Source organism: Gemmatimonas sp. (assembly GCF_021298855.1).
Lineage (GTDB): Bacteria > Gemmatimonadota > Gemmatimonadetes > Gemmatimonadales > Gemmatimonadaceae > Gemmatimonas.
Genome location: NZ_JAJTHI010000004.1, coordinates 87400 through 105287 on the forward strand (window position 1 = coordinate 87400; position 17888 = coordinate 105287).

A 17888-nucleotide genomic window follows, 5' to 3' on the forward strand; every position below is an offset into this window, starting at 1 on the left:
CGGATAAGCGCACCGCGCGGTAGCTTCGCGCGCCATGACACCCGCCCCCGCTCCTCCGCCCGTTGCTTCGTCGTCACCGCGCCAGGCGGCGCTGTTGGCCACCCGGGCCGTGGCGGCCCAGCGCTGGCGTATTGCGGCGCTCCTGACGCTGGGCATGGTCCTCGTGTATTTCGGGTTCATTGCCCTCGTGGCCTTCCAGCCCGCCCGGCTCGGGGCACTCGTAAGCGACGGGTTGTCGGTGGGCATCGTGCTCGGCGCCTGTGTCATCGTGTCGGCGTGGGTGCTCACCTGGACCTATGTATCATGGGCCAATCGCGTCTATGATCCGGCGCTGGCAGCGCTCAAGAGCAACCACGGCAGCGCCGGGTCGGCGGCCACGGAGCCCACATCGTGATGCAAGCCGCCGCGCCCGCCGCTGCCGCCCCCACCACCACGTTCGGCACCCCCGACCCGGTGGCGATCGGCTTCTTCGCCGTCTTCATCTGCGTCACCCTGGCCATCACCTGGTGGGCGGCACGCCGCACGCAAACGGCCGAGCACTTCTATGCCGCCGGCCGCGCCGTCACGGCGGGGCAGAACGGCTTCGCCCTGGCCGGCGATTACATGAGCGCCGCCTCGTTCCTGGGGATCGCCGGACTCGTGTCCACCAGCGGCTTCGATGGCCTCATCTATTCCACGGGCTGGCTCGTGGGGTGGCCGGTGGTGCTGTTCCTCATCGCTGAACCGCTGCGCAACCTGGGACGCTACACCTTCGCCGACGTGGTGGCCGCACGGCTCGATCCGGTGCCGGTGCGCATCAGCGCCGCCTACGGCACGCTGGCCACCATCGCGTTCTATCTCATTGCGCAGATGGTGGGGGCGGGCAGCCTCATTCGCCTGCTCTTCGGCATCCCGTACGAGTCGGCGGTCATGATCGTGGGCGCAGCCATGATGGCGTACGTGCTCTTTGGCGGCATGCTCGCCACCACGTGGGTGCAGATCGTGAAGGCCGTGCTGCTGCTGGGCGGCGCCGCGCTGCTCGCCCTGCTGGTGCTGTCGCGATTCGGCTTCGACCCGCGGGCGCTCTTCGCGGCGGCCGCGGCGCAGCAAGGCGCCGGCGTGCTGGCCCCCGGCAAGCTGGTCTCCAACCCGCTCGACGCCATTTCGCTGGGGCTGGCCCTCATGTTCGGCACCGCCGGGCTGCCACACATTCTCATGCGCTTCTACACCGTGCCCGACGCCGTGGCGGCTCGCAAGTCGGTGTTCATCGCCACGGGGCTCATCGGGCTCTTCTACCTCATGACGTTCATCCTGGGGTTCGGCGCCATGGTGCTGGTGGGGCCCACCGCAATCAAGAGCATCGACGCCGGCGGCAACATGGCGGCTCCCATGCTCGCCGAACTGCTCGGCGGGCGCCCCTTCCTGGGGTTCATCGCCGCGGTGGCCTTTGCAACCATCCTGGCCGTGGTGGCCGGACTCGCGCTCTCCGGTGCCGCCGCCATCTCCCATGACCTCTGGTCGAGCGTGGTGCGCAAGGGACACCCCAAGCCGGGCGAGGAGCTCAAGGTGGCGCGCCTGGCCACGATCGGGTTGGCCCTCGTGGCCATTGCCCTTGGCGTGGCCTTCAAGGGGCAGAACGTGGCCTTCATGGTGGGGCTGGCCTTCGCGATTGCCGCCAGCGCCAACTTCCCGGCGCTCGTGCTGAGTGTGTTCTGGCGTCGCACGAGCACGGCCGGCGCCGCCGCCAGCATGGTGGTGGGCACCACCGCCACTCTGGCGCTCATTGCGCTGTCGCCCGCCGTCCAGGTGGACCTGCTTCACAAGAGCAGCGCCATCTTCCCGCTCAAGAACCCGGCGCTGGTCACCATTCCGCTGTCCTTCCTCACGGGCATTCTCGTGTCGCTGCTGGCTCCCGATGCCAACGGTGATGCCCGCTATACCGCCCTCGAACAGCGGCTCCTGCTGGGTGAAGACTGACCACCGCCCCCCGGCGACGAGCGGAAGCGGAAGACTTGTCCGAGCATGACCGGGGGATCACTCGGCAGAACTCACCCGCACTCCCCCCAGCCGAAACGCCCGCATCACCGTGCTTGCCCGCGATTTCGCGCCCGCGCCAGTCGTCGGGAATTTCCGCAAGTCATTATCAAACAGCAGTTTCCACGGCACCCACCGGGTGCGAAATCGCTGCGGATCCGCGCCCTTCAGGCTTTGGCACGAACCATGCAAGCGACGGGGGTGCCGCTCCAGCTGAGGCTGGTGAGGTGCGGGGGATAGGCCAACGATGGCGGCGCCCCCTGCCGGCCCCTGTGGACTCTTCCATGATTGACCGCATCGCTCTGCACACCGCCTTCTGGGGTACGCTCGTCCTGCTGTCAGCGCTCCCCTTCCTGGTGTCGGCCGGGGTGTTCCCCCTGCCCACGTTCGTCGCCGCCGCGCCGTACCTGTCGGCGCTGTCGCTGCTCGTCGCCGTGACGGGGTGGCGCCTGCTGCATCGCGAGTTGCTGCGGCGCATGCAGCACGAGACGGCGCTCGAGCCGCGCATGCGCCGGCTGCACGACGCCATGCAGGCCAGCATGGATGGCATGTTCCTGCTGCGCACGGTGCGCGACAGCGGCGGGGAGATTCGCGACTTCGAGATCACCGAAGCCAACACACGCGGCGCGGCGATGCTCTATCGGCACCCCACGCAGGTCGCGGGCTTGCGGTTGCGCCGGGACCTGGAGGATCTGGGACGCGCCCTGTTCCCGCAGTATCTCGACGCCGTGACCTACCGGACGGCGGTGACCGAAGAGTCGCGGGCGCACAAGCGCCACGTGAACGCGAGCTGGGTGCGGCATCAGGCCACCCCCACCACTGATGGCCTCGCCGTCACCCTGCAGGATATTTCGCGGCAGAAGCGGGAGGAGCTGCGGCTGCGCAAGGCGTCGCTCACCGACGACCTCACCGGTCTGCTCAATCGCCGCGGTTTCATGGCGCTGGCGGAGCAGCAGCTGCGGCTGGCGCGCCGTCATGCCAAGGACGCGGTGGTGTTGTACGTGGACATGAACGCATTCAAGGAGCTCAACGACACGTGCGGTCACGCGGTGGGCGACCGCGCCCTGGTGGAAGTGGCGCGCCTGCTGCGCCGAACCGTGCGTGACTGCGATGTGGTGGCGCGCCTGGGTGGCGATGAATTCACCGTGCTCGCGCTCGATGCCGACGGGCATGGGGCGCGTGCCATGCAGCAGCGCATCGAGGACCAGCTGGCCTCGCTCAACGCGCGCCGCCTGCTTCCCGCCAGCATCGGACTGACCATCGGCTACACGCGCGTGCGCTCGACCGACCCGGCGAACATCGGCGAGCTGCTGGCGCGCGCCGACCAACTGCTGTACGCCCGCAAACGTCGCCGGGCGCACGCCGCGGTGGCTGGCACGACCAAGCCCGCGCGGGCGCCGCGTCGCACGCCGCGCACCATCCCCACGGTCCCCATTCCGGCCGAGGTCGCCGCCGTGGCCATGGCCGCGGCGCGCAGCCTGCCGTCGCCGGTGGCCGTGGCCGCCAGTGCCCCCACCTCGGCAACGCTCGCGGTGGGCGCGCTCCCACCGGCCATGCCGATGGAGCGCGGCGTTACCAGTCCGGCGTAGCGGGAGTGGCCGGCTCGTCTTCCTGCAGCCCCTCGATGAGCCGGCGCCACCACGGCCGCTGATCTTCTGCCCGGCGTATGGTGCGCACCACCTGACGCCACGCCGCGCGCATCTCCTGCGCGTCGGCAAAGCGGTCTTCCACGCGTTGCGCGAGCCCGCGCGCAATCCACGACGCGAGTGCTTCGGGGAATTCGTCCTGCTGCAGCCGTTCCGGCAGCGTGTCGGACAGCTGCTGCGCGAGAATGAATTCGGCCGATCCGTCGCCGAAGGGCGGACGCCCCGTGAGCACGTAGTACACGATGCTCGCCAGCGCGTAGAGATCGGTGGCCGGCCCCTGCGACTCACCCAGCAGCTGCTCGGGTGCGGCGAACGACGGGGTACCCGACGTGCCCGCCTTTTCGTCGCCCAGCGCGTACGCAATACCGAAGTCGCCAATACGCCAGCGGCGATACCGGTCGATGAGAATGTTCTCGGGCTTGAGGTCGCGATGGATGATGCCGCTCGAGTGGGCCGCATCCATGGCCTCCAGCACCTCGTCCACCTGCGGCGCAATTTCCTCGAAAGGTCGCGCCCCGCTGCGTGCCACGAGGTTGGCTACGGAGCCGCCTTCGGCGAGTTCCATGGTGTACCACACCACGCCGCCGCGCCCGTCGGTGTCGTAGATGGGCACGATGGCCGCATGCGCGAGCTGGGCCGCCAACCGCGCTTCGCGGCGGAAGCGCGCCACGGCCACGTCGTCGCGGGCGATGTGCGGATGCAACACCTTGATGGCCACTTCGCGAGACAGTGACAGATCGCGCGCCCGCCATACGCTGCCGAACTGGCCGGTACCCAGGGGCGCAAGAATCTCGTAGTCGTCGGCCGTGGCCCAGCGCAGTCGTCCCTCGGCGGTGTCGAGCGCCTTGGGCAGCTCGTCGCCTTCCGGGGCAATGAGCACCGGGCGCACGGATACGTTCCGATCGAGCTCGCGCAGCATGGTGGCGATGCTGGGATAGCGATCGGCCGGATTTGCCGACAGCGCGCGCTCCAGCACCGAGGCCAGGGCCCCGGGACAGTCGCTGCGCAACAGGGCCAGCGGCGGCACGTCATGTTCGGGGGGCGTCTCGCCGGTGAGCATGACGAACAGCATGGCCGCCAACTGCCACTGGTCGGAGGCGGCCGTGGGCTTCCAGCGGCCGGCGCCCCATTCGGGCGCCCACGGCGTGAACGCCGGGTCGGGCATGAGACCGGCCGGACGCTGCTCGCGCGGCAGCACCCACTCCCATCCCAGCAACCAGAGTCGGCCACCCGGCGTCAGCCACACCGTGCTGGCCGACACGGCGCCATGCGCGGCACTGGTGTCGTGCAGATACGCCAGCGTGCTCCCCGCTTCGCGGAGCACCTGAAAGCCGACCTGAATGGACTCGGGACCCAGTCGCGAGACGCGCGAGTACACGGTTTCGCCGCTGATCCAGCGACGCAGATAGCCCGGGCCACGTCGGCTTTCCTGATACGACGCCCAGTAGTGGTACGTCGTGGGGATCGACGGGTGATTGCGATGCGCGAGGGCCCGCGCCTCATGACGCAGCCAGTCGGCATGCGCCGGATCGGGGATGCTGACGAGGGAGAGGGAGCGACCGAGCGCGTCGACCACTTCCTGATAATGGCGGTGCTCCCGCTGGATGGCTTCGTCGCCCCACGACCAACCGGGCGGCAACTGCCACTCCTCCAGATGCGCCGGCGGCGACGCCGTCAGGGTCTGGTCGGAGGGAAGTGGGGACGCATCCATGCCGAAGTTTAACGTGCCGCCGCTGCCGATGCTTCCCGCGGTGCACCGACGGTACGCAGCAAACTGATATGGACCGTGGTCCCCTGTCCGGCGCTGCTGGTCACGCTGATCGTACCGCCCCACCCCTCGATGAGCCGGCGGCTGATGGCGAGACCGAGACCACTGCCGCTGGTACGGGTCGAAAAGTGCGGTTCGAAGACATGCGGCAGCACCGCGGGCGCGATGCCGGACCCGTCATCGACCACGTCGAGATGCAGCTGGGCTTCCGTCAGCCGGGCGTGCACGGTGACGCAGCGGGCTCCCGCCAGGCGCGCGTTCTCCAGCACGTTGATGAGCACCTCACGCAACTCGTCGCGCTGCGCCAGCGCCACGAGCGTACCCTCCGGCTCCGGCATGACCACACGCCATTCCACGCGTTGCCCCGGCTCGGCATGGTCGCCGAGCTTTTCGAGCGCCACCACATCGAGCACCACGGCCCCCACGTCTACCGGCACACCGGGCGCGCGCTCCGACGGCGCAGTCCCGTAGCGGCTGAAGGCACGCGCGATCTCGTCGAGATGATCAATTTCCTCCAGGACGCGCCCCACATTGCGATCGAGAATGTCGCCGAAGTCGCTGCGCCCATCCCGATAGGCGCGGCGCAGGTGCTGCACCCCGAGGCGAATGGGCGTGAGGGGATTCTTGATCTCGTGGGCCACCTGCCGCGCCATCTCGCCCCACGCCAGCACCCGCTGCGCCGACGCCAGGTCGGTAATGTCGTCCAGCGTGAGCACCGCGCCCGTGGGCAGCCGCGTGAGACGCGCCTGCAGCTGCCGGGCATTCACGATGAGTTCGAAGGCTTCTTCATCGACCTCGGCCTGCAGGAAGCGGCGGCACTGTTCGGCCAGCGGGGCAAGTTCCGGCGGCAAGGCCGCCAGGGTGCCGCCCGCGCGCCGGACCCCTTCCCCCAGCAGCGCGCCGGCACGCGGATTGGCGAGAATGATGTCACCGCTGCGCAGCATGGCGATCACGCCGCTGGCCACGTTCTGCAGCACGGCGTCGGTACGGCGTTGCGCCGCCTCGAGCGCGGAGCGACTCGTGTGCAGATCCTCGGCCATGCGGGAAAACGCCCGGTACACCGGGGCGAACTCGGTCGCCGGCGCGGTGCCCAGCGCGGGCGCCGCGCGTCCCGCCGCCAGACCGAGAGCCGCCTCCCGCAGCGCCCCCACCGGACGCGCCAGCGTGCGGGCGGCGATACCGCTCGACCAGACCGCCGCGAGAGCCCCCAGCACGGTGGCGAAGAGCACGAGAATGCCGAGGTCCTCCCGGCGGTCGTCGAGCGCGAATTCGTTGCCGCGCGCCGGTGTGGCCAGCACGCTCACCGCAGCCCCCGGCAGGTTGACGGCGCCCGGTCGTGACAACAGACGAAAGCCCACCAGCGGGCGGGTCATGCCCGTCGCCAGACGTCGAGACAGGAAGGTGTCGTCATTGCCGATCTCCTCGTCGCTCAGTGAGACGGGGAGCAGGCGCCCCAGCGGGGCCAGCGCATCGAGCAGCGGGTTGCTGGCCTGTCGCAGCACGCCGTCGCGGTACAGGAAGAGCGGGGCCCCGGTACTCGATGGCGCGGAGCCGAGCGCGCGCTGCTCCTGTTCGGCGGCCGCCACACGGAGGGTTTCCCGCACCAGCAGGTCGCGCGTCGCCCGGTCGTCGCCTTGCAGCCGGTACCAGGCCCAGAGGGCGAAGATGGCGGCCGGCGCGATGAAGAAGGCCAGCATGGCCACCGACAGCTGCACGCGATAGGAGCGCGACCAGCGCGCCCGGCGCACGGCCACCATGCGCCCCAGCGCGCCATCGGCCAGCACCGTCATGGCCCAGATGAGCAGCACGACGAACACGTCGAAGATCACCAGCAGCGCGCCGCGCGGCAGGAGCACATCGAGCCCACCCAGGTCGACTTCCGCGTGCACGCGATTCACGTCGCGCCCTTCGCCCGCCACGCCATCGCCGTGCAGTGCATTGCCCCGCCGATGCCAGGTGAGCGCGGGCGATGGGGTGTCGCCTTCGGCGGACGCACTCAGGGTGAGGCGGTAGGGCGCCTCGCGCCACCGTTCACCGGTGATGCCGATGAACGACGAGAACGGGTCGGAGGGGAGCAGGCTGGTGCGCGGTGGCAGCACGATGGTCGTGACGGTGCCATCGCTCGCGGGCACGGCCGCCAGCAGGAGGCGGCGCAATCCGTCGCGTGCCTCGCGGAACTCCACGGTGCCGCTCTCGCGCGCAATCATGGCCACATACGACTGGGCATCGATGGTATCGAGCACCGGCGTGAGTTCGAGCACCGACTCGGGCTCATCGATGGATGCGGGGCTCCACCGCGCCAATCGCGCCGAGTAGCCGGCGCGCGCCAGTTCGCTGGCCGCATAGCGGCGCAGCAGTTCCTCGCTGCTCACGACCGGGCGCCCGTCGTCGCGCAGGCCAATCGCGAAGCGCTCGAGCAGTCGCTGCCCATCGAGGTCGCTTTCGCCGATCAGCTGCAGGTCGTGCTGGGCGAGGGCGGTGCGCGCCTTGATCGTGGCGCCCCAGGTCAGCGTGGCGGCGCCGGTGCCGGCGACCACGGCCGCTGCGGCAATCTGCGCGAGACCGCGCCGGGTCAGGGCGAGACAGGCGATCGCCACGACCCAGAACACGGGGAACCACGCGGGCCACGCCCCTTGCCCGCGCCAGAGCAGCGGTGCCAGTACGCCCCCGGCCAGTGCCACCGATACGGCGACCGCCGGTGAGAGGGCACGCCGCCGCCCCCACGCCGCCTGGCCCCCGGCGGCGGCGATGAGCAGCACCGAGACCCCCACCAGGGCCAGCGACGACTGCCACGCCAACCAGAGCGTGTAGCCCGCGCCCGAGGGGGGGAGCGTGATCCCGCGTGCCAGATCGCGCAGCAGGAACGGGCCCGCCACGGCCGTCGCCAGCACGAGCGCCACGGCGACGCTGCGCGACAGACGCTGCAACGTGCCGCGCAACACGAACAGCAACATGGCGAGTGTGAGCGCTGCCGTGATGAGCAACGCCACCACGGTGGAGGTGAATGGTCCCCCCATGGGCGCGAAGTAGCTGCGCGGATCGAAGAGGCTGGAAAGATTCGACAGCCCCGACAGCGGCGCGACGGCCACCGTGAGCAGCACGGCGGCAGTGGCCCCGAATCGCTCCGCCGTGCGCGCCGGCCGGTACCACGCCACCACCAGGAAGGCCACCAGGGCCAGGGCCAGCGCCACGCTGCTGCGGAAGCGGGCGCGCTGTTCGAGCGCGAGTCGTGTCTCGCCTTCGGTGTACGTGGTGGCGCGCACCCGCGCCACCTCGCGTTCGCCATCACGTGCGGCGACTGCGGTTTCCCCCGCCACTATGCCGCGGCTGTCCGGCGATTCGATATACGTGTGGGCGACGTCGACGTTGCCCGGCAACGTCTGCAGCAGCGTCCGCGTGAAACGATCGGCGGGCGGCGCCGATGTGACGAGCGCCGTCGCCACCACCTCGATGGCGTCGTCGGTGGTGCGCGACCGCGCGACCAGCGAGGTGTGGAAGGCCCCGGGCACAATCATCACCCCCGCCGGCGCTCCGGGATTCACGGGCGTGTGCATCTGGCCGGCGCTCGCCACGAGCATGCCGCGCCGGTACACCAGCAGCGCCGACTCCACGTTCCGGGGCAGCGGCGCCTCGATGTCCACCGTCTGCCCCGCCAGCGCGCGCGCCACCAGCCCACTGTCGGCCGTGGCCCGCTCCGCCGCCTCACGCAGCACCGCCGCCACCTCCGTCACGCTTTCGGCAACACGCCGCGCCCGCGACTCCCGTTCGGCCGCCGACCACGCCGGCCAGTCGTTGCGCATGGACACGAAGGTCGCCGTGTCCGACGCGCCCAGCAGACAGCCGACGGCCAGCACAGCCACCGCCAGCCCCGCCGCCGCGCGGGGGCGCGTGACCTGCGGCAGGAACCAGGCAGCGGCCACGGTGCCGCCCACGGCCGTCAGCAGCGACCCCCATGCCGGCGCCTGCTGCCAATAGGCCAGCGCGACGAATGCCACGGCACAGCTCGCTACCCATCCCGCCGGCCAGCGACCGGTGGGGACGAGTTGGTGTTCGGCAGGAGCGGAGTCGGCCATGGCCCACAATACCCCAACGGGTTCCCCGAGGCGAAGGGGGGACCGGGTTCGGTTATACTTCACGCATGCCCCTCCCCGCCCTGCGTCTCGTCCCAGCCTTGCTGGGGCTGCTGTGCGCCATCCCCGCCGCTCCGGCGGGGGCGGGCCACGCCGGACAACCGCAATCGACCCGGCTGGACGTGGGCAGCTTCACCATCAGCGTGGGCGGACAGCGCACGGGTCGCGAACAGTTCTCCGTGCAGCGGGTGGTGACCAACGACGGCGGCACCATTGAACTGCGCTCGGAATCGGCGGTGGGGGACACGCGGACCGCGGTGCGCCTCGAAGCGGACTCCGCCGGAACCCCCGTGCGCTATTCCATCGAGGCGCGACGTGGGACCGAGCAGATCCTGCGCCTGGGTGGCCAGCGCGTCCGAGGCCGGTTTGCCACGCTGGCGCGCAGCGTGACCGGGGAGGCGGCGCGTGAGTATCTGCTGCGCCCCGGCGCCGTGGTCGTGGAGGAGGACGGCATCGTGCAGTATGCCCTGCTCGTGCGGGGGCGCATGCTGGCCGAGGGTGAAGGCCTCACCCTCCCCTCCCTCACCCCGGTTGCCAACAGCCAGGGTGCGGTGCGAATCGTGCTGGAGGCGGCGCACGATGTGGTCATCATTGCCGGTGCGCGACGCGATGCCCGCCGCTACCGGATCGTGACCGCCGCCGGGGAAGTGCGGCTGCTGTGGGCCGAGGCCGATGGCGCCCTGCTGCGCGTGAGCATCCCGGCACGCGGAGTGGATGCACTGCGCGACGACGTGCCGCGATAATGCCGCGGCAACGTTCAGTGCCCCTCTGTGCGTTCGCATTGGCAGAGGCTGAAACCATCGGTTGGGGACCGCCGTACGCCCCCCTGTCCTCCTTTCTTCATCTTGCACCAACATCATGAGACTTCCCGTGAGATTTCACGTGCTCGCGCTGGCGATCGGTTGCTTGGCCGGGGTCATGACTCCGGCGGTGGCCCACGCCCAGGCCCCGGCCACCGCTCAGGGGAACGTCCTGACGCTTGCCGATGCGCTCACGCTGGCGCGTCGCAGCAACCCGACGTTGGCCAACTCGGTGAACGCGCGGCGCAATGCCGCCGCGAACGTGCGGGCGGCCAACGGCGCGTTCCTCCCCAGCGTGAATACCAGCTTCGGTGGCGGCTATCGCGAAGGACGCCAGACGTTCTTCCAGGGCCAGGGATTCGGCTCCACCAACGACCAGCTCTCCACCGACGCCAGCGCGTCGGCCAACCTGAACCTGTCCCTGGGCGCGCTCAACGATCGCCGCGCCGTCAAGGCGGAGCAGGAAGCAACCGAATCGGACATTGCGGCGGCCGAAGTGGCGGTGCGCAACAACGTCATCAATCAGTACCTCACGGCCCTGCAGGCACAGGCGAACGCCGTCCTGCAGGACACGTTGCTGGTCACGACCACCGCGCAGCTGCAGCTGGCGCGCGCGCGGCTGCAGGTGGGCTCGGGAACGCAGCTCGACGTGCAGCGGGCGGAGGTGGCCGATGGCCAGCAGCGCGTGGCGCAGCTCCGGGCGCGCAACACGGCCCAGGTCGAAGTGGTACGGCTCTTCCAGCAGATCGGCATCGATCCCGTGCCGGGCACCACCCTCGACCCCAACCTGCCGGCCACCCCGTCGCTCGAACTGCCCTCGGTCCTCGACATGGCCAAGCGCGCCAATCCGACGCTCGGCGCCCTCAAGATGCGTGAGGAGTCGGCTCGGCGGCAGCTGACGTCGGCCAAGAGCGGCTACTATCCGTCGCTCGGGCTCCAGGCCGGCGTCTCGGCATTCACCAACCGCTTTCTGAACACCAACACGCTGATCACCACCGCGCGGAACAGCGCGGCATCGCAGCGTGCCGGATGCATCCGCTCGGAGGAGGTCCGCGCGCGCCTGCAGTTGGCCAACAACCTCGCCGCGTGTGAAAACATTGCCTTCACCCCGGCCCAGGAGCAGTCCATTCGCGACGCGCAGGGGCAGTATCCGTTCGACTTCACCCGCAACCCGTACAGCGTGTCGGCGAGCCTCTCGCTTCCCCTGTTCAACGGGTTCCGGCGCGAGCAGCAGATCGAACAGGCGCAGGTGCAGCGTCGCAATGCCGAAAACAACACCCGCGGCCAGGAGCTGCGGGTCACCGCCGACGTGACGGCGGCGTATCTGCAGCTCAACACGGCCCAGCAGACCGTCGCCCTGCAGGAACAGAACGTGCGCACGGCGCGCACCGCCCTCTCACTGGCGCAGGAGCGCTACCGGGTGGGCGCCATCAACCTCGTCGAACTGGTGCAGGCGCGCGGCGACTTCGAGCGTGCAGAGACGGACCGCATCACCGCCGTATACGACGTGCAACGGGCGTTTGCCGCGCTCGAGAATGCCGTCGGTCGCCCGCTTCGCTAACTGAGTCCAATCATGAACAAGACAGCCAAATACGCCATCGGTGGTGTGGTCCTCGCGAGTGTGGTCGGGCTCGCGGTCGTGGCCGCCAACAAGAACAAGACCAAGGCCACCGAAGTGCGCGTGGAAGCCGTGGAAGCACGCGACCTCGTGGCGTCGGTCACGGCCAGCGGCCAGATTCAGCCGCGCACCAAGGTGGACGTGTCCGCCGACGTGACCGGCAAGATCGTGCGACTCGTGGTGCAGGAAGGCCAGATGGTCACCAAGGGGCAGCTGCTGCTGCAGATCGACCCCGAGCAGGCCACCGCCGCCATGCAGCGCGCCGAGGCCACGTTGGCCTCCGCCCGCGCGCAGGCGGCGCAGGCCAGAGCCAACCTCATTCAGGCGCAGCGCAACTACGAGCGCTCGGCCGCCATCCAGAAGCAGACCCCCAACCTCATCAGCGAAGAGCAGCTCGAGCAGCTGCGCACGCAGATGGACGTGAACAAGGCGCTGGCCGAGGCGGCCAACTATTCCGTCGAGCAGGCGGTGGCCTCGGTGCGTGATGCCCGGCAGGCGCTGAGCCGCACCACCATCACGGCCCCCATGAGCGGCAAGATCACGCGGCTCAACGTGGAAGAGGGCGAAACGGCCATCATGGGGACGCTCAACAAGGACGCGGCCACGCTGCTCACCATCAGCGACATGAGCGTGCTGGAGACCAAGGTGAAGGTGGACGAGACCGACGTGGCGCGCATCAGCGTGGGCGACTCGGCACTCATCCAGATCGATGCCTTCCCCGACACGGCGTTCGTGGGCAAGGTGGTGGAAATCTCCAACAGCTCCGTGACCAAGTCGGCCACCGCGGGTGCCAGCGGCGACCAGGCCATCGATTACGAAGTGCGCGTGCAGCTGGTGAATCCCCCCACCGACACGCGCCCCGACTTCTCGGCCACCGCCAAGATCGTCACCGCCAAGCGCACCAAGGCGCTGAGCATTCCCATCATCGCGCTCACGGTGCGGGAGAACGAGGACCTGCCCAACGGCGACTCCGCCGTGACCGTGGGGCGTCAGCCCACCAAGGAAGTGGGCAAGCGCGACGTGGAGGGCGTGTTCATCGTGGGCACCGACAACACGGTCACCTTCCGCCCGGTGAAGGTGGGCATTGCGGGGGAGCGCCACTTCGAGGTGCTCGCCGGCCTCAAGCCGGGTGAGCGCATCGTGGCCGGGACCTACCAGGCCATTCGCGAGCTCAAGGATGGCGCGCTGGTGAAGGAGGCGGTGACCGAGAAGAAGGTGGCGGCGGAGAAGAAGTCGTGAGCGCGCTGGGCGATATCGGCCTCAGCACCACCGGGGAACGGCTCGCCGTCACCGCCACCAACGGCGCCACGCCCACGAAGGACTGGGTCATCGTCACGCGCCAGCTCAAGCGCGAGTACGACATGGGCGGGGAAATCGTGCGCGCCCTGCGCGGGGTCGATCTGGCCATCCGGCGCAACGAGTACGTGGCCATCATGGGGCCATCGGGCTCGGGCAAGTCCACGCTCATGAACCTCATCGGCTGCCTCGACACGCCCAATGAGGGCGAGTACTGGCTGAGCGGCCAGCTGGTGAGCGAGATGAGTGACGACCAGCTGGCGCGGGTGCGCAACAGGGAAATCGGCTTCGTCTTCCAGACCTTCAACCTGCTGCCGCGCGCGTCGGCGCTGCAGAACGTGGAGCTGCCGCTCGTGTACGCCGGCGTCTCCGCCGACGAGCGGAAGAAGCGGGCCAGTGAGGCGCTCCAGCGGGTGCAGCTCGGCGAACGCATGCATCACCGCCCCAACGAGCTCTCCGGCGGCCAGCGCCAGCGCGTGGCCATCGCGCGCGCGCTGGTGAACCGGCCGTCCATCCTGCTGGCCGACGAACCCACCGGCAACCTCGACTCCACCACGTCCGAGGAGATCATGAAGGTCTTCGAGGAGCTCGCGCAGCAGGGGCAGACGGTGGTGATGGTCACCCACGAGCCGGACATTGCCGCGCATGCCCGCCGCGTGGTAGTGCTGCGTGACGGCGTCATCGCCAGCGACGAGACACGCGAGCAGTTCATCGAACGCGTCGGCCTGACACACGCGGCGCACTGAAACCGGCGCCGCAACGGCACGTACGGCACGGGGTCACCGCTTACCGCGAGGCCCCGTGCCGTTTTTCGATGCCATTGGATTGGCGCTCCGTACCATCCGCGCCCAGAAGCTGAAGAGCGCGTTCACGCTGCTCGGCGTCTGCATCGGGGTAATGTTCCTCATCTCCGTGGTCTCCATCGTGGAAGGCATGGGGCGCTACATGGAGGAGGACCTGATCGGCAAGCTGATTGCCGTGAACACGTTCGAGCTGCGCCACCGCCCGAACATCACCATCGGCGATGTGGACGAGTCCACCTGGGAGGAGTACCGCAAGCGCCCGCGCCTCGACATCACCGACGTGGCGCCAGCGACCTCCACGCTGCCTGCCGACACGCGCTGGTACCTGTACAGCGAAGACATGGTGATGGCGACCAGCAGCACGAGCGGCAGGCCGCGTCAGGTGCGCGGCATCGCCGTGCAGGGGGACTTCTTCGACATCAAGAAGATGGGAGTCACGCGCGGACGCCTGCTCTCGGCGCAGGAGCTCGACCGCGGCGAGAAGTCGGTCGTGATTGGCCCCGATGCGGCCGACCGACTCTTCCCCGGGCTCGATCCCATTGGCCGCGAGCTCAAGATGGGCGGCGTGCCGTACCGCGTCGTGGGGCTGGCGGAGACCCAGGGCAAGGCCATGGGCATGTCCTTCGACAACTTCGTCGTGGCCTCCTTCCGCTCGCCGGCGCGGCGACTGCTCAACTCGCGCCCCAACATCGTGGATGCGGTCGTGATTCAGTCGCCCACGGTACCGGCCATGACGGAGAACATGGAGCTGGTGCGCGCCGCCATGCGCGCGCAGCGCCAGCTGCGGCCGGCGCAGAAGGACAACTTCTCGCTGCAAACCGCCGACTCCGCCCTGGAGTTCTGGAACAAGATCAAGGGGTACCTCGTGCTCGGCGGGGTGGCGCTGCCGGCCATCGGCCTCGTGGTGGGCGCCATCGTGATCATGAACATCATGCTGGTGGCCGTGGCCGAACGCACCCGGGAGATCGGCATTCGGAAAGCGCTCGGCGCCACGCGCCGGGACATCCTGCTGCAGTTTCTCATCGAGGCGTCCACGCTGGGCACGATCGGCTCGGCGATCGGCGTGGGGCTGGGCATCGGGCTCGCGCAGCTCATTGCGGCGGTCTCGCCGTTGCCCGCCAGCGTGGCCCCGTGGTCCATCGTCGTGGGCATCGCGCTCGGCGCCGGCGTGGGCATCGTCTCCGGTGTGTATCCCGCCAGCCGCGCCTCGCGGCTCGATCCCATCGCTGCCCTGCGGCAGGAGTAAGCCATGAGTGCATTCCCCGCGGTGTTGTCGGCCATGAGCGAGGGGGTCCGCATTGCCATCGACGCGGTGCGCGCCAACAAGGTGCGGGCCGGGCTCACCATTCTCGGCATTGCCGTGGGGGTGTTCGTGGTGGTGGCCATCGCGGCGGCGGTTCACGGCATCAACCAGGCGGTGGCAAGAGACTTTGCCAGCATGGGGCCCACCACGTTCTTCGTCACGCGCTACCCCATCAGTTTCGAAAGCTGCGACGGCAGTGAGACCAGTTGCCAGTGGTTGCGCAACCCGCCGCTGCGCCCCAACGAAGTGGATGCCCTGCGGCAGCTCCCCTCGGTGGACGCGGTGGGCGAGCGGCTCGAATGGGGCGCCAAGGTGGCCTACCGCAGCACCGAGCTGTCGTCGACCAGCGTGGAGGGATACTCGGCGGAATGGACGCTGATCAACGCCCCGGAGGTGTATCCCGGGCGGGCCTTCACCCCGTCGGAGGTCCGCACCGGGGCGCGCGTCGCGGTCATCAGTACGCTCATGGCAGAGCGGCTCTTCGGCGACAGTGACCCCCTTGGCAAGACCATTGCCATGAACGATGTGCCCTTCGAGGTGATCGGCGTGTTCAAGGACAACGTCAGCTTCCTGAACGGCGGTGACCGCCCCAAGGCGGTGGTGCCCATCACCACCCTCATCCGCTCGATCGGGGCCCGGGCAAGCGGCGTGGCGTTGGCGGTGAAGCCGCGGGAGGAGCTGGCACCGGCCCTCGCCCGGGACCTGGCGATCGACGACGTCACGGCCATGCTGCGCGGATTGCGCGGCGCCCGGCCCTCCGAAGAGTCGAGTTTTGCGATCATCACCCAGGACCGTCTGTTCGAGACCTACGACAAGATCGTCGGGATGTTCTTCCTGGTCATGCTGGTGCTGTCGGGGGTGGGGCTCATCGTGGGTGGGGTGGGCGTGGTGGCCATCATGATGATCTCGGTGACCGAACGCACCCGGGAGATCGGCGTGCGCAAGGCGCTGGGTGCCACGAAGGCCACCATTCTGTGGCAATTCCTGGTGGAAGCGGCCACGCTCACCGGTATCGGCGGCGCCATCGGGCTGTTCGTGGGATGGCTCGGCACCCTGCTCATCCGCAATTTCACGCCCGTCGAGGCCAGCATCCCGCCGCTGGCCGTGGTGGCGGCGCTGGGCGCCAGCTGCATTACCGGAATCCTGTTCGGGCTGCTCCCGGCCAGTCGGGCGGCCCGCCTCGACCCGGTAGAGGCGCTGCGGTACGAATAGCCGCGTCGGGGGACGACCCGCCGACCCCGAGGGTGTTATCGTTCGGGGGTGAGAACCCTCGATGCCATTCGGCTGGCCCTCGCCCAGTTGCGGGTCCAGAAGCTCAAGAGTGCCTTTACGCTCCTCGGCGTCACCATCGGCGTGATGTTCCTCATCGCGGTGGTGTCGATCGTGGAGGGCATGGGCAAGTACGTCGAAGAAGACTTCGCGTCGCGCCTGATCGGCACCAACACGTTCACGGTGCGGCGCTTCGACAACGTGGCCGGCGGACCCGGTGGCAACCGGGGTTTCGATTCGCGTGAAGCGCAGCGGCGTCCGCTGTTGCGCATGACCGACATCGACGCCGTGCGTGGGGCGCTGCCGGCGTCCATGACGTCGACCATCTCCAGCGAAACATTCAAGTACGCCAGCGCCCCGGGGGCCCGGCCGCGGCAGGTGCAGGCGGTGGCCACCGACGCGAACTACTTCGCCATCAAGAAGTTCGCGGTGGACCAGGGGCGCGCCTTCACCGACCAGGAAGTGCGTGCCGGCGCGCCGGTGCTGGTGATCGGCGTGGAAGTGGCCGAGCACTTCTTCCCGGGGCTCAACCCCATCAATCGCGTGCTGCGCGTGTCCGGGGTGCCCTTCACCGTGATCGGGGTGGTGGAGAAGCAGGGTTCGGTGTTCGGCTTCTCCCTCGACCGCCTGGCCATTGCCCCGTACACGTCGCCCATGCAGCGCATCATTCGCCCGCTGCGCGACTTCAGCACGCTCATCGTGCAGGCGCCCACGCAGGCGGAGTTGGCGGAAGGCATTGAACTCGCGCGCGGTGCGCTGCGCGCCTTCCGCGGCCTGCGCGCCGCGGAGCCTGACAACTTCGGCATCGTCACGCAGGATGCCGCCTTCGGCTTCATCAAGCAGCTCAAGGGGCGCCTCGTGCTCTTCGGCACGGCCCTGCCGGCCATCAGCCTCGTCGTGGGGGCCATGGTGATCATGAACATCATGCTCGTGGCGGTCTCCGAACGCACGCGCGAAATCGGGGTGCGCAAGGCGCTGGGGGCCAAGCGCAAGGACATTCTCTCGCAGTTCCTCGTGGAGGCCGCGACGCTCAGCACCATTGGTGCCGCCATCGGCATCGGGTTGGGCATCGGCCTTGCCGAACTGGTGGCAGCGCTCACCCCGCTGCCGGCGGCGGTGGCGCCCTGGTCCATCGTTGCGGCGCTGGTGACGGGCGCCGGCGTGGGCATTGGTGCCGGGCTGTATCCGGCCAGTCGCGCCTCGCAGCTGGACCCCATTGCCGCGCTACGCGCCGACTGAGGA

General features: G+C 69.3%; 12 protein-coding genes. 10 read left to right on the forward strand and 2 right to left on the reverse strand.

Annotated features, from left to right (window positions below):
• The first annotated feature begins 34 nt into the window (after window positions 1-34).
• The 3 genes from LW840_RS01110 to LW840_RS01120 all read left to right on the forward strand — a co-directional run bounded on the left by LW840_RS01110 (window position 35) and on the right by LW840_RS01120 (window position 3602).
• Window positions 35-394: a DUF485 domain-containing protein gene (locus LW840_RS01110; protein WP_291262598.1), complete on the forward strand. Its 360-nt coding sequence runs from the start codon at window positions 35-37 to the stop codon at window positions 392-394.
• Window positions 394-1956, forward strand: a complete 1563-nt coding sequence (locus tag LW840_RS01115) for a sodium/solute symporter (protein WP_291262652.1) — start codon at window positions 394-396, stop codon at window positions 1954-1956. Before LW840_RS01110 ends, LW840_RS01115 begins: the two co-directional genes overlap by 1 nt.
• A gap of 341 nt (window positions 1957-2297) precedes the next feature.
• Window positions 2298-3602: a GGDEF domain-containing protein gene (locus LW840_RS01120; RefSeq protein WP_291276275.1), complete on the forward strand. Its 1305-nt coding sequence runs from the start codon at window positions 2298-2300 to the stop codon at window positions 3600-3602.
• Here LW840_RS01120 and LW840_RS01125 read toward each other — a convergent pair.
• Together LW840_RS01125 and LW840_RS01130 are read right to left on the reverse strand one after the other, a co-directional pair.
• Window positions 3586-5370, reverse strand: a complete 1785-nt coding sequence (locus tag LW840_RS01125; RefSeq protein WP_291266776.1) for a serine/threonine-protein kinase — start codon at window positions 5368-5370, stop codon at window positions 3586-3588. The genes LW840_RS01120 and LW840_RS01125 overlap by 17 nt on opposite strands.
• 8 nt (window positions 5371-5378) lie before the next feature.
• A complete protein-coding gene (locus LW840_RS01130; RefSeq protein WP_291262595.1) occupies window positions 5379-9500 on the reverse strand; it encodes an ATP-binding protein in 4122 nt (1373 codons plus the stop codon).
• Window positions 9501-9565: 65 nt separating this feature from the next.
• Between LW840_RS01130 and LW840_RS01135 the strand changes: the two genes are divergently transcribed.
• The 7 genes from LW840_RS01135 to LW840_RS01165 all read left to right on the forward strand — a co-directional run bounded on the left by LW840_RS01135 (window position 9566) and on the right by LW840_RS01165 (window position 17885).
• On the forward strand, window positions 9566-10300 hold the full coding sequence (locus tag LW840_RS01135) for a hypothetical protein (RefSeq protein ID WP_291266778.1): 735 nt from the start codon (window positions 9566-9568) through the stop codon (window positions 10298-10300).
• A 115-nt stretch (window positions 10301-10415) separates the two neighbouring features.
• On the forward strand, window positions 10416-11918 hold the full coding sequence (locus tag LW840_RS01140; protein ID WP_291276276.1) for a TolC family protein: 1503 nt from the start codon (window positions 10416-10418) through the stop codon (window positions 11916-11918).
• Between the two features lie 12 nt (window positions 11919-11930).
• Complete coding sequence (locus LW840_RS01145) at window positions 11931-13214, forward strand: efflux RND transporter periplasmic adaptor subunit (protein WP_291266779.1); 1284 nt, start codon at window positions 11931-11933, stop codon at window positions 13212-13214.
• A gap of 122 nt (window positions 13215-13336) precedes the next feature.
• Window positions 13337-14017: an ABC transporter ATP-binding protein gene (locus LW840_RS01150; protein WP_343213637.1), complete on the forward strand. Its 681-nt coding sequence runs from the start codon at window positions 13337-13339 to the stop codon at window positions 14015-14017.
• Between the two features lie 55 nt (window positions 14018-14072).
• Entirely contained in the window at window positions 14073-15320 is a 1248-nt protein-coding gene (locus LW840_RS01155; protein ID WP_291276277.1) for an ABC transporter permease, read from the forward strand.
• Between the two features lie 3 nt (window positions 15321-15323).
• Window positions 15324-16589: an ABC transporter permease gene (locus tag LW840_RS01160; RefSeq protein ID WP_291266782.1), complete on the forward strand. Its 1266-nt coding sequence runs from the start codon at window positions 15324-15326 to the stop codon at window positions 16587-16589.
• A 48-nt stretch (window positions 16590-16637) separates the two neighbouring features.
• Entirely contained in the window at window positions 16638-17885 is a 1248-nt protein-coding gene (locus tag LW840_RS01165; RefSeq protein ID WP_291262588.1) for an ABC transporter permease, read from the forward strand.
• Window positions 17886-17888: the final 3 nt, after the last annotated feature.

What these genes read in the sequence shown, in the direction of transcription:
- LW840_RS01110 (WP_291262598.1), top strand. Translation starts at nt 35, where the DNA reads ATGACACCCGCCCCCGCTCCTCCGCCCGTTGCTTCGTCGTCACCGCGC.
- LW840_RS01135 (WP_291266778.1), top strand. Translation starts at nt 9,566, where the DNA reads ATGCCCCTCCCCGCCCTGCGTCTCGTCCCAGCCTTGCTGGGGCTGCTG.
- LW840_RS01145 (WP_291266779.1), top strand. Translation starts at nt 11,931, where the DNA reads ATGAACAAGACAGCCAAATACGCCATCGGTGGTGTGGTCCTCGCGAGT.
- LW840_RS01160 (WP_291266782.1), top strand. Translation starts at nt 15,324, where the DNA reads ATGAGTGCATTCCCCGCGGTGTTGTCGGCCATGAGCGAGGGGGTCCGC.
- LW840_RS01120 (WP_291276275.1), top strand. Translation starts at nt 2,298, where the DNA reads ATGATTGACCGCATCGCTCTGCACACCGCCTTCTGGGGTACGCTCGTC.
- LW840_RS01125 (WP_291266776.1), bottom strand. Translation starts at nt 5,370, where the DNA reads ATGGATGCGTCCCCACTTCCCTCCGACCAGACCCTGACGGCGTCGCCG.
- LW840_RS01140 (WP_291276276.1), top strand. Translation starts at nt 10,416, where the DNA reads ATGAGACTTCCCGTGAGATTTCACGTGCTCGCGCTGGCGATCGGTTGC.
- LW840_RS01115 (WP_291262652.1), top strand. Translation starts at nt 394, where the DNA reads ATGCAAGCCGCCGCGCCCGCCGCTGCCGCCCCCACCACCACGTTCGGC.
- LW840_RS01130 (WP_291262595.1), bottom strand. Translation starts at nt 9,500, where the DNA reads ATGGCCGACTCCGCTCCTGCCGAACACCAACTCGTCCCCACCGGTCGC.
- LW840_RS01150 (WP_343213637.1), top strand. Translation starts at nt 13,337, where the DNA reads ATGGGCGGGGAAATCGTGCGCGCCCTGCGCGGGGTCGATCTGGCCATC.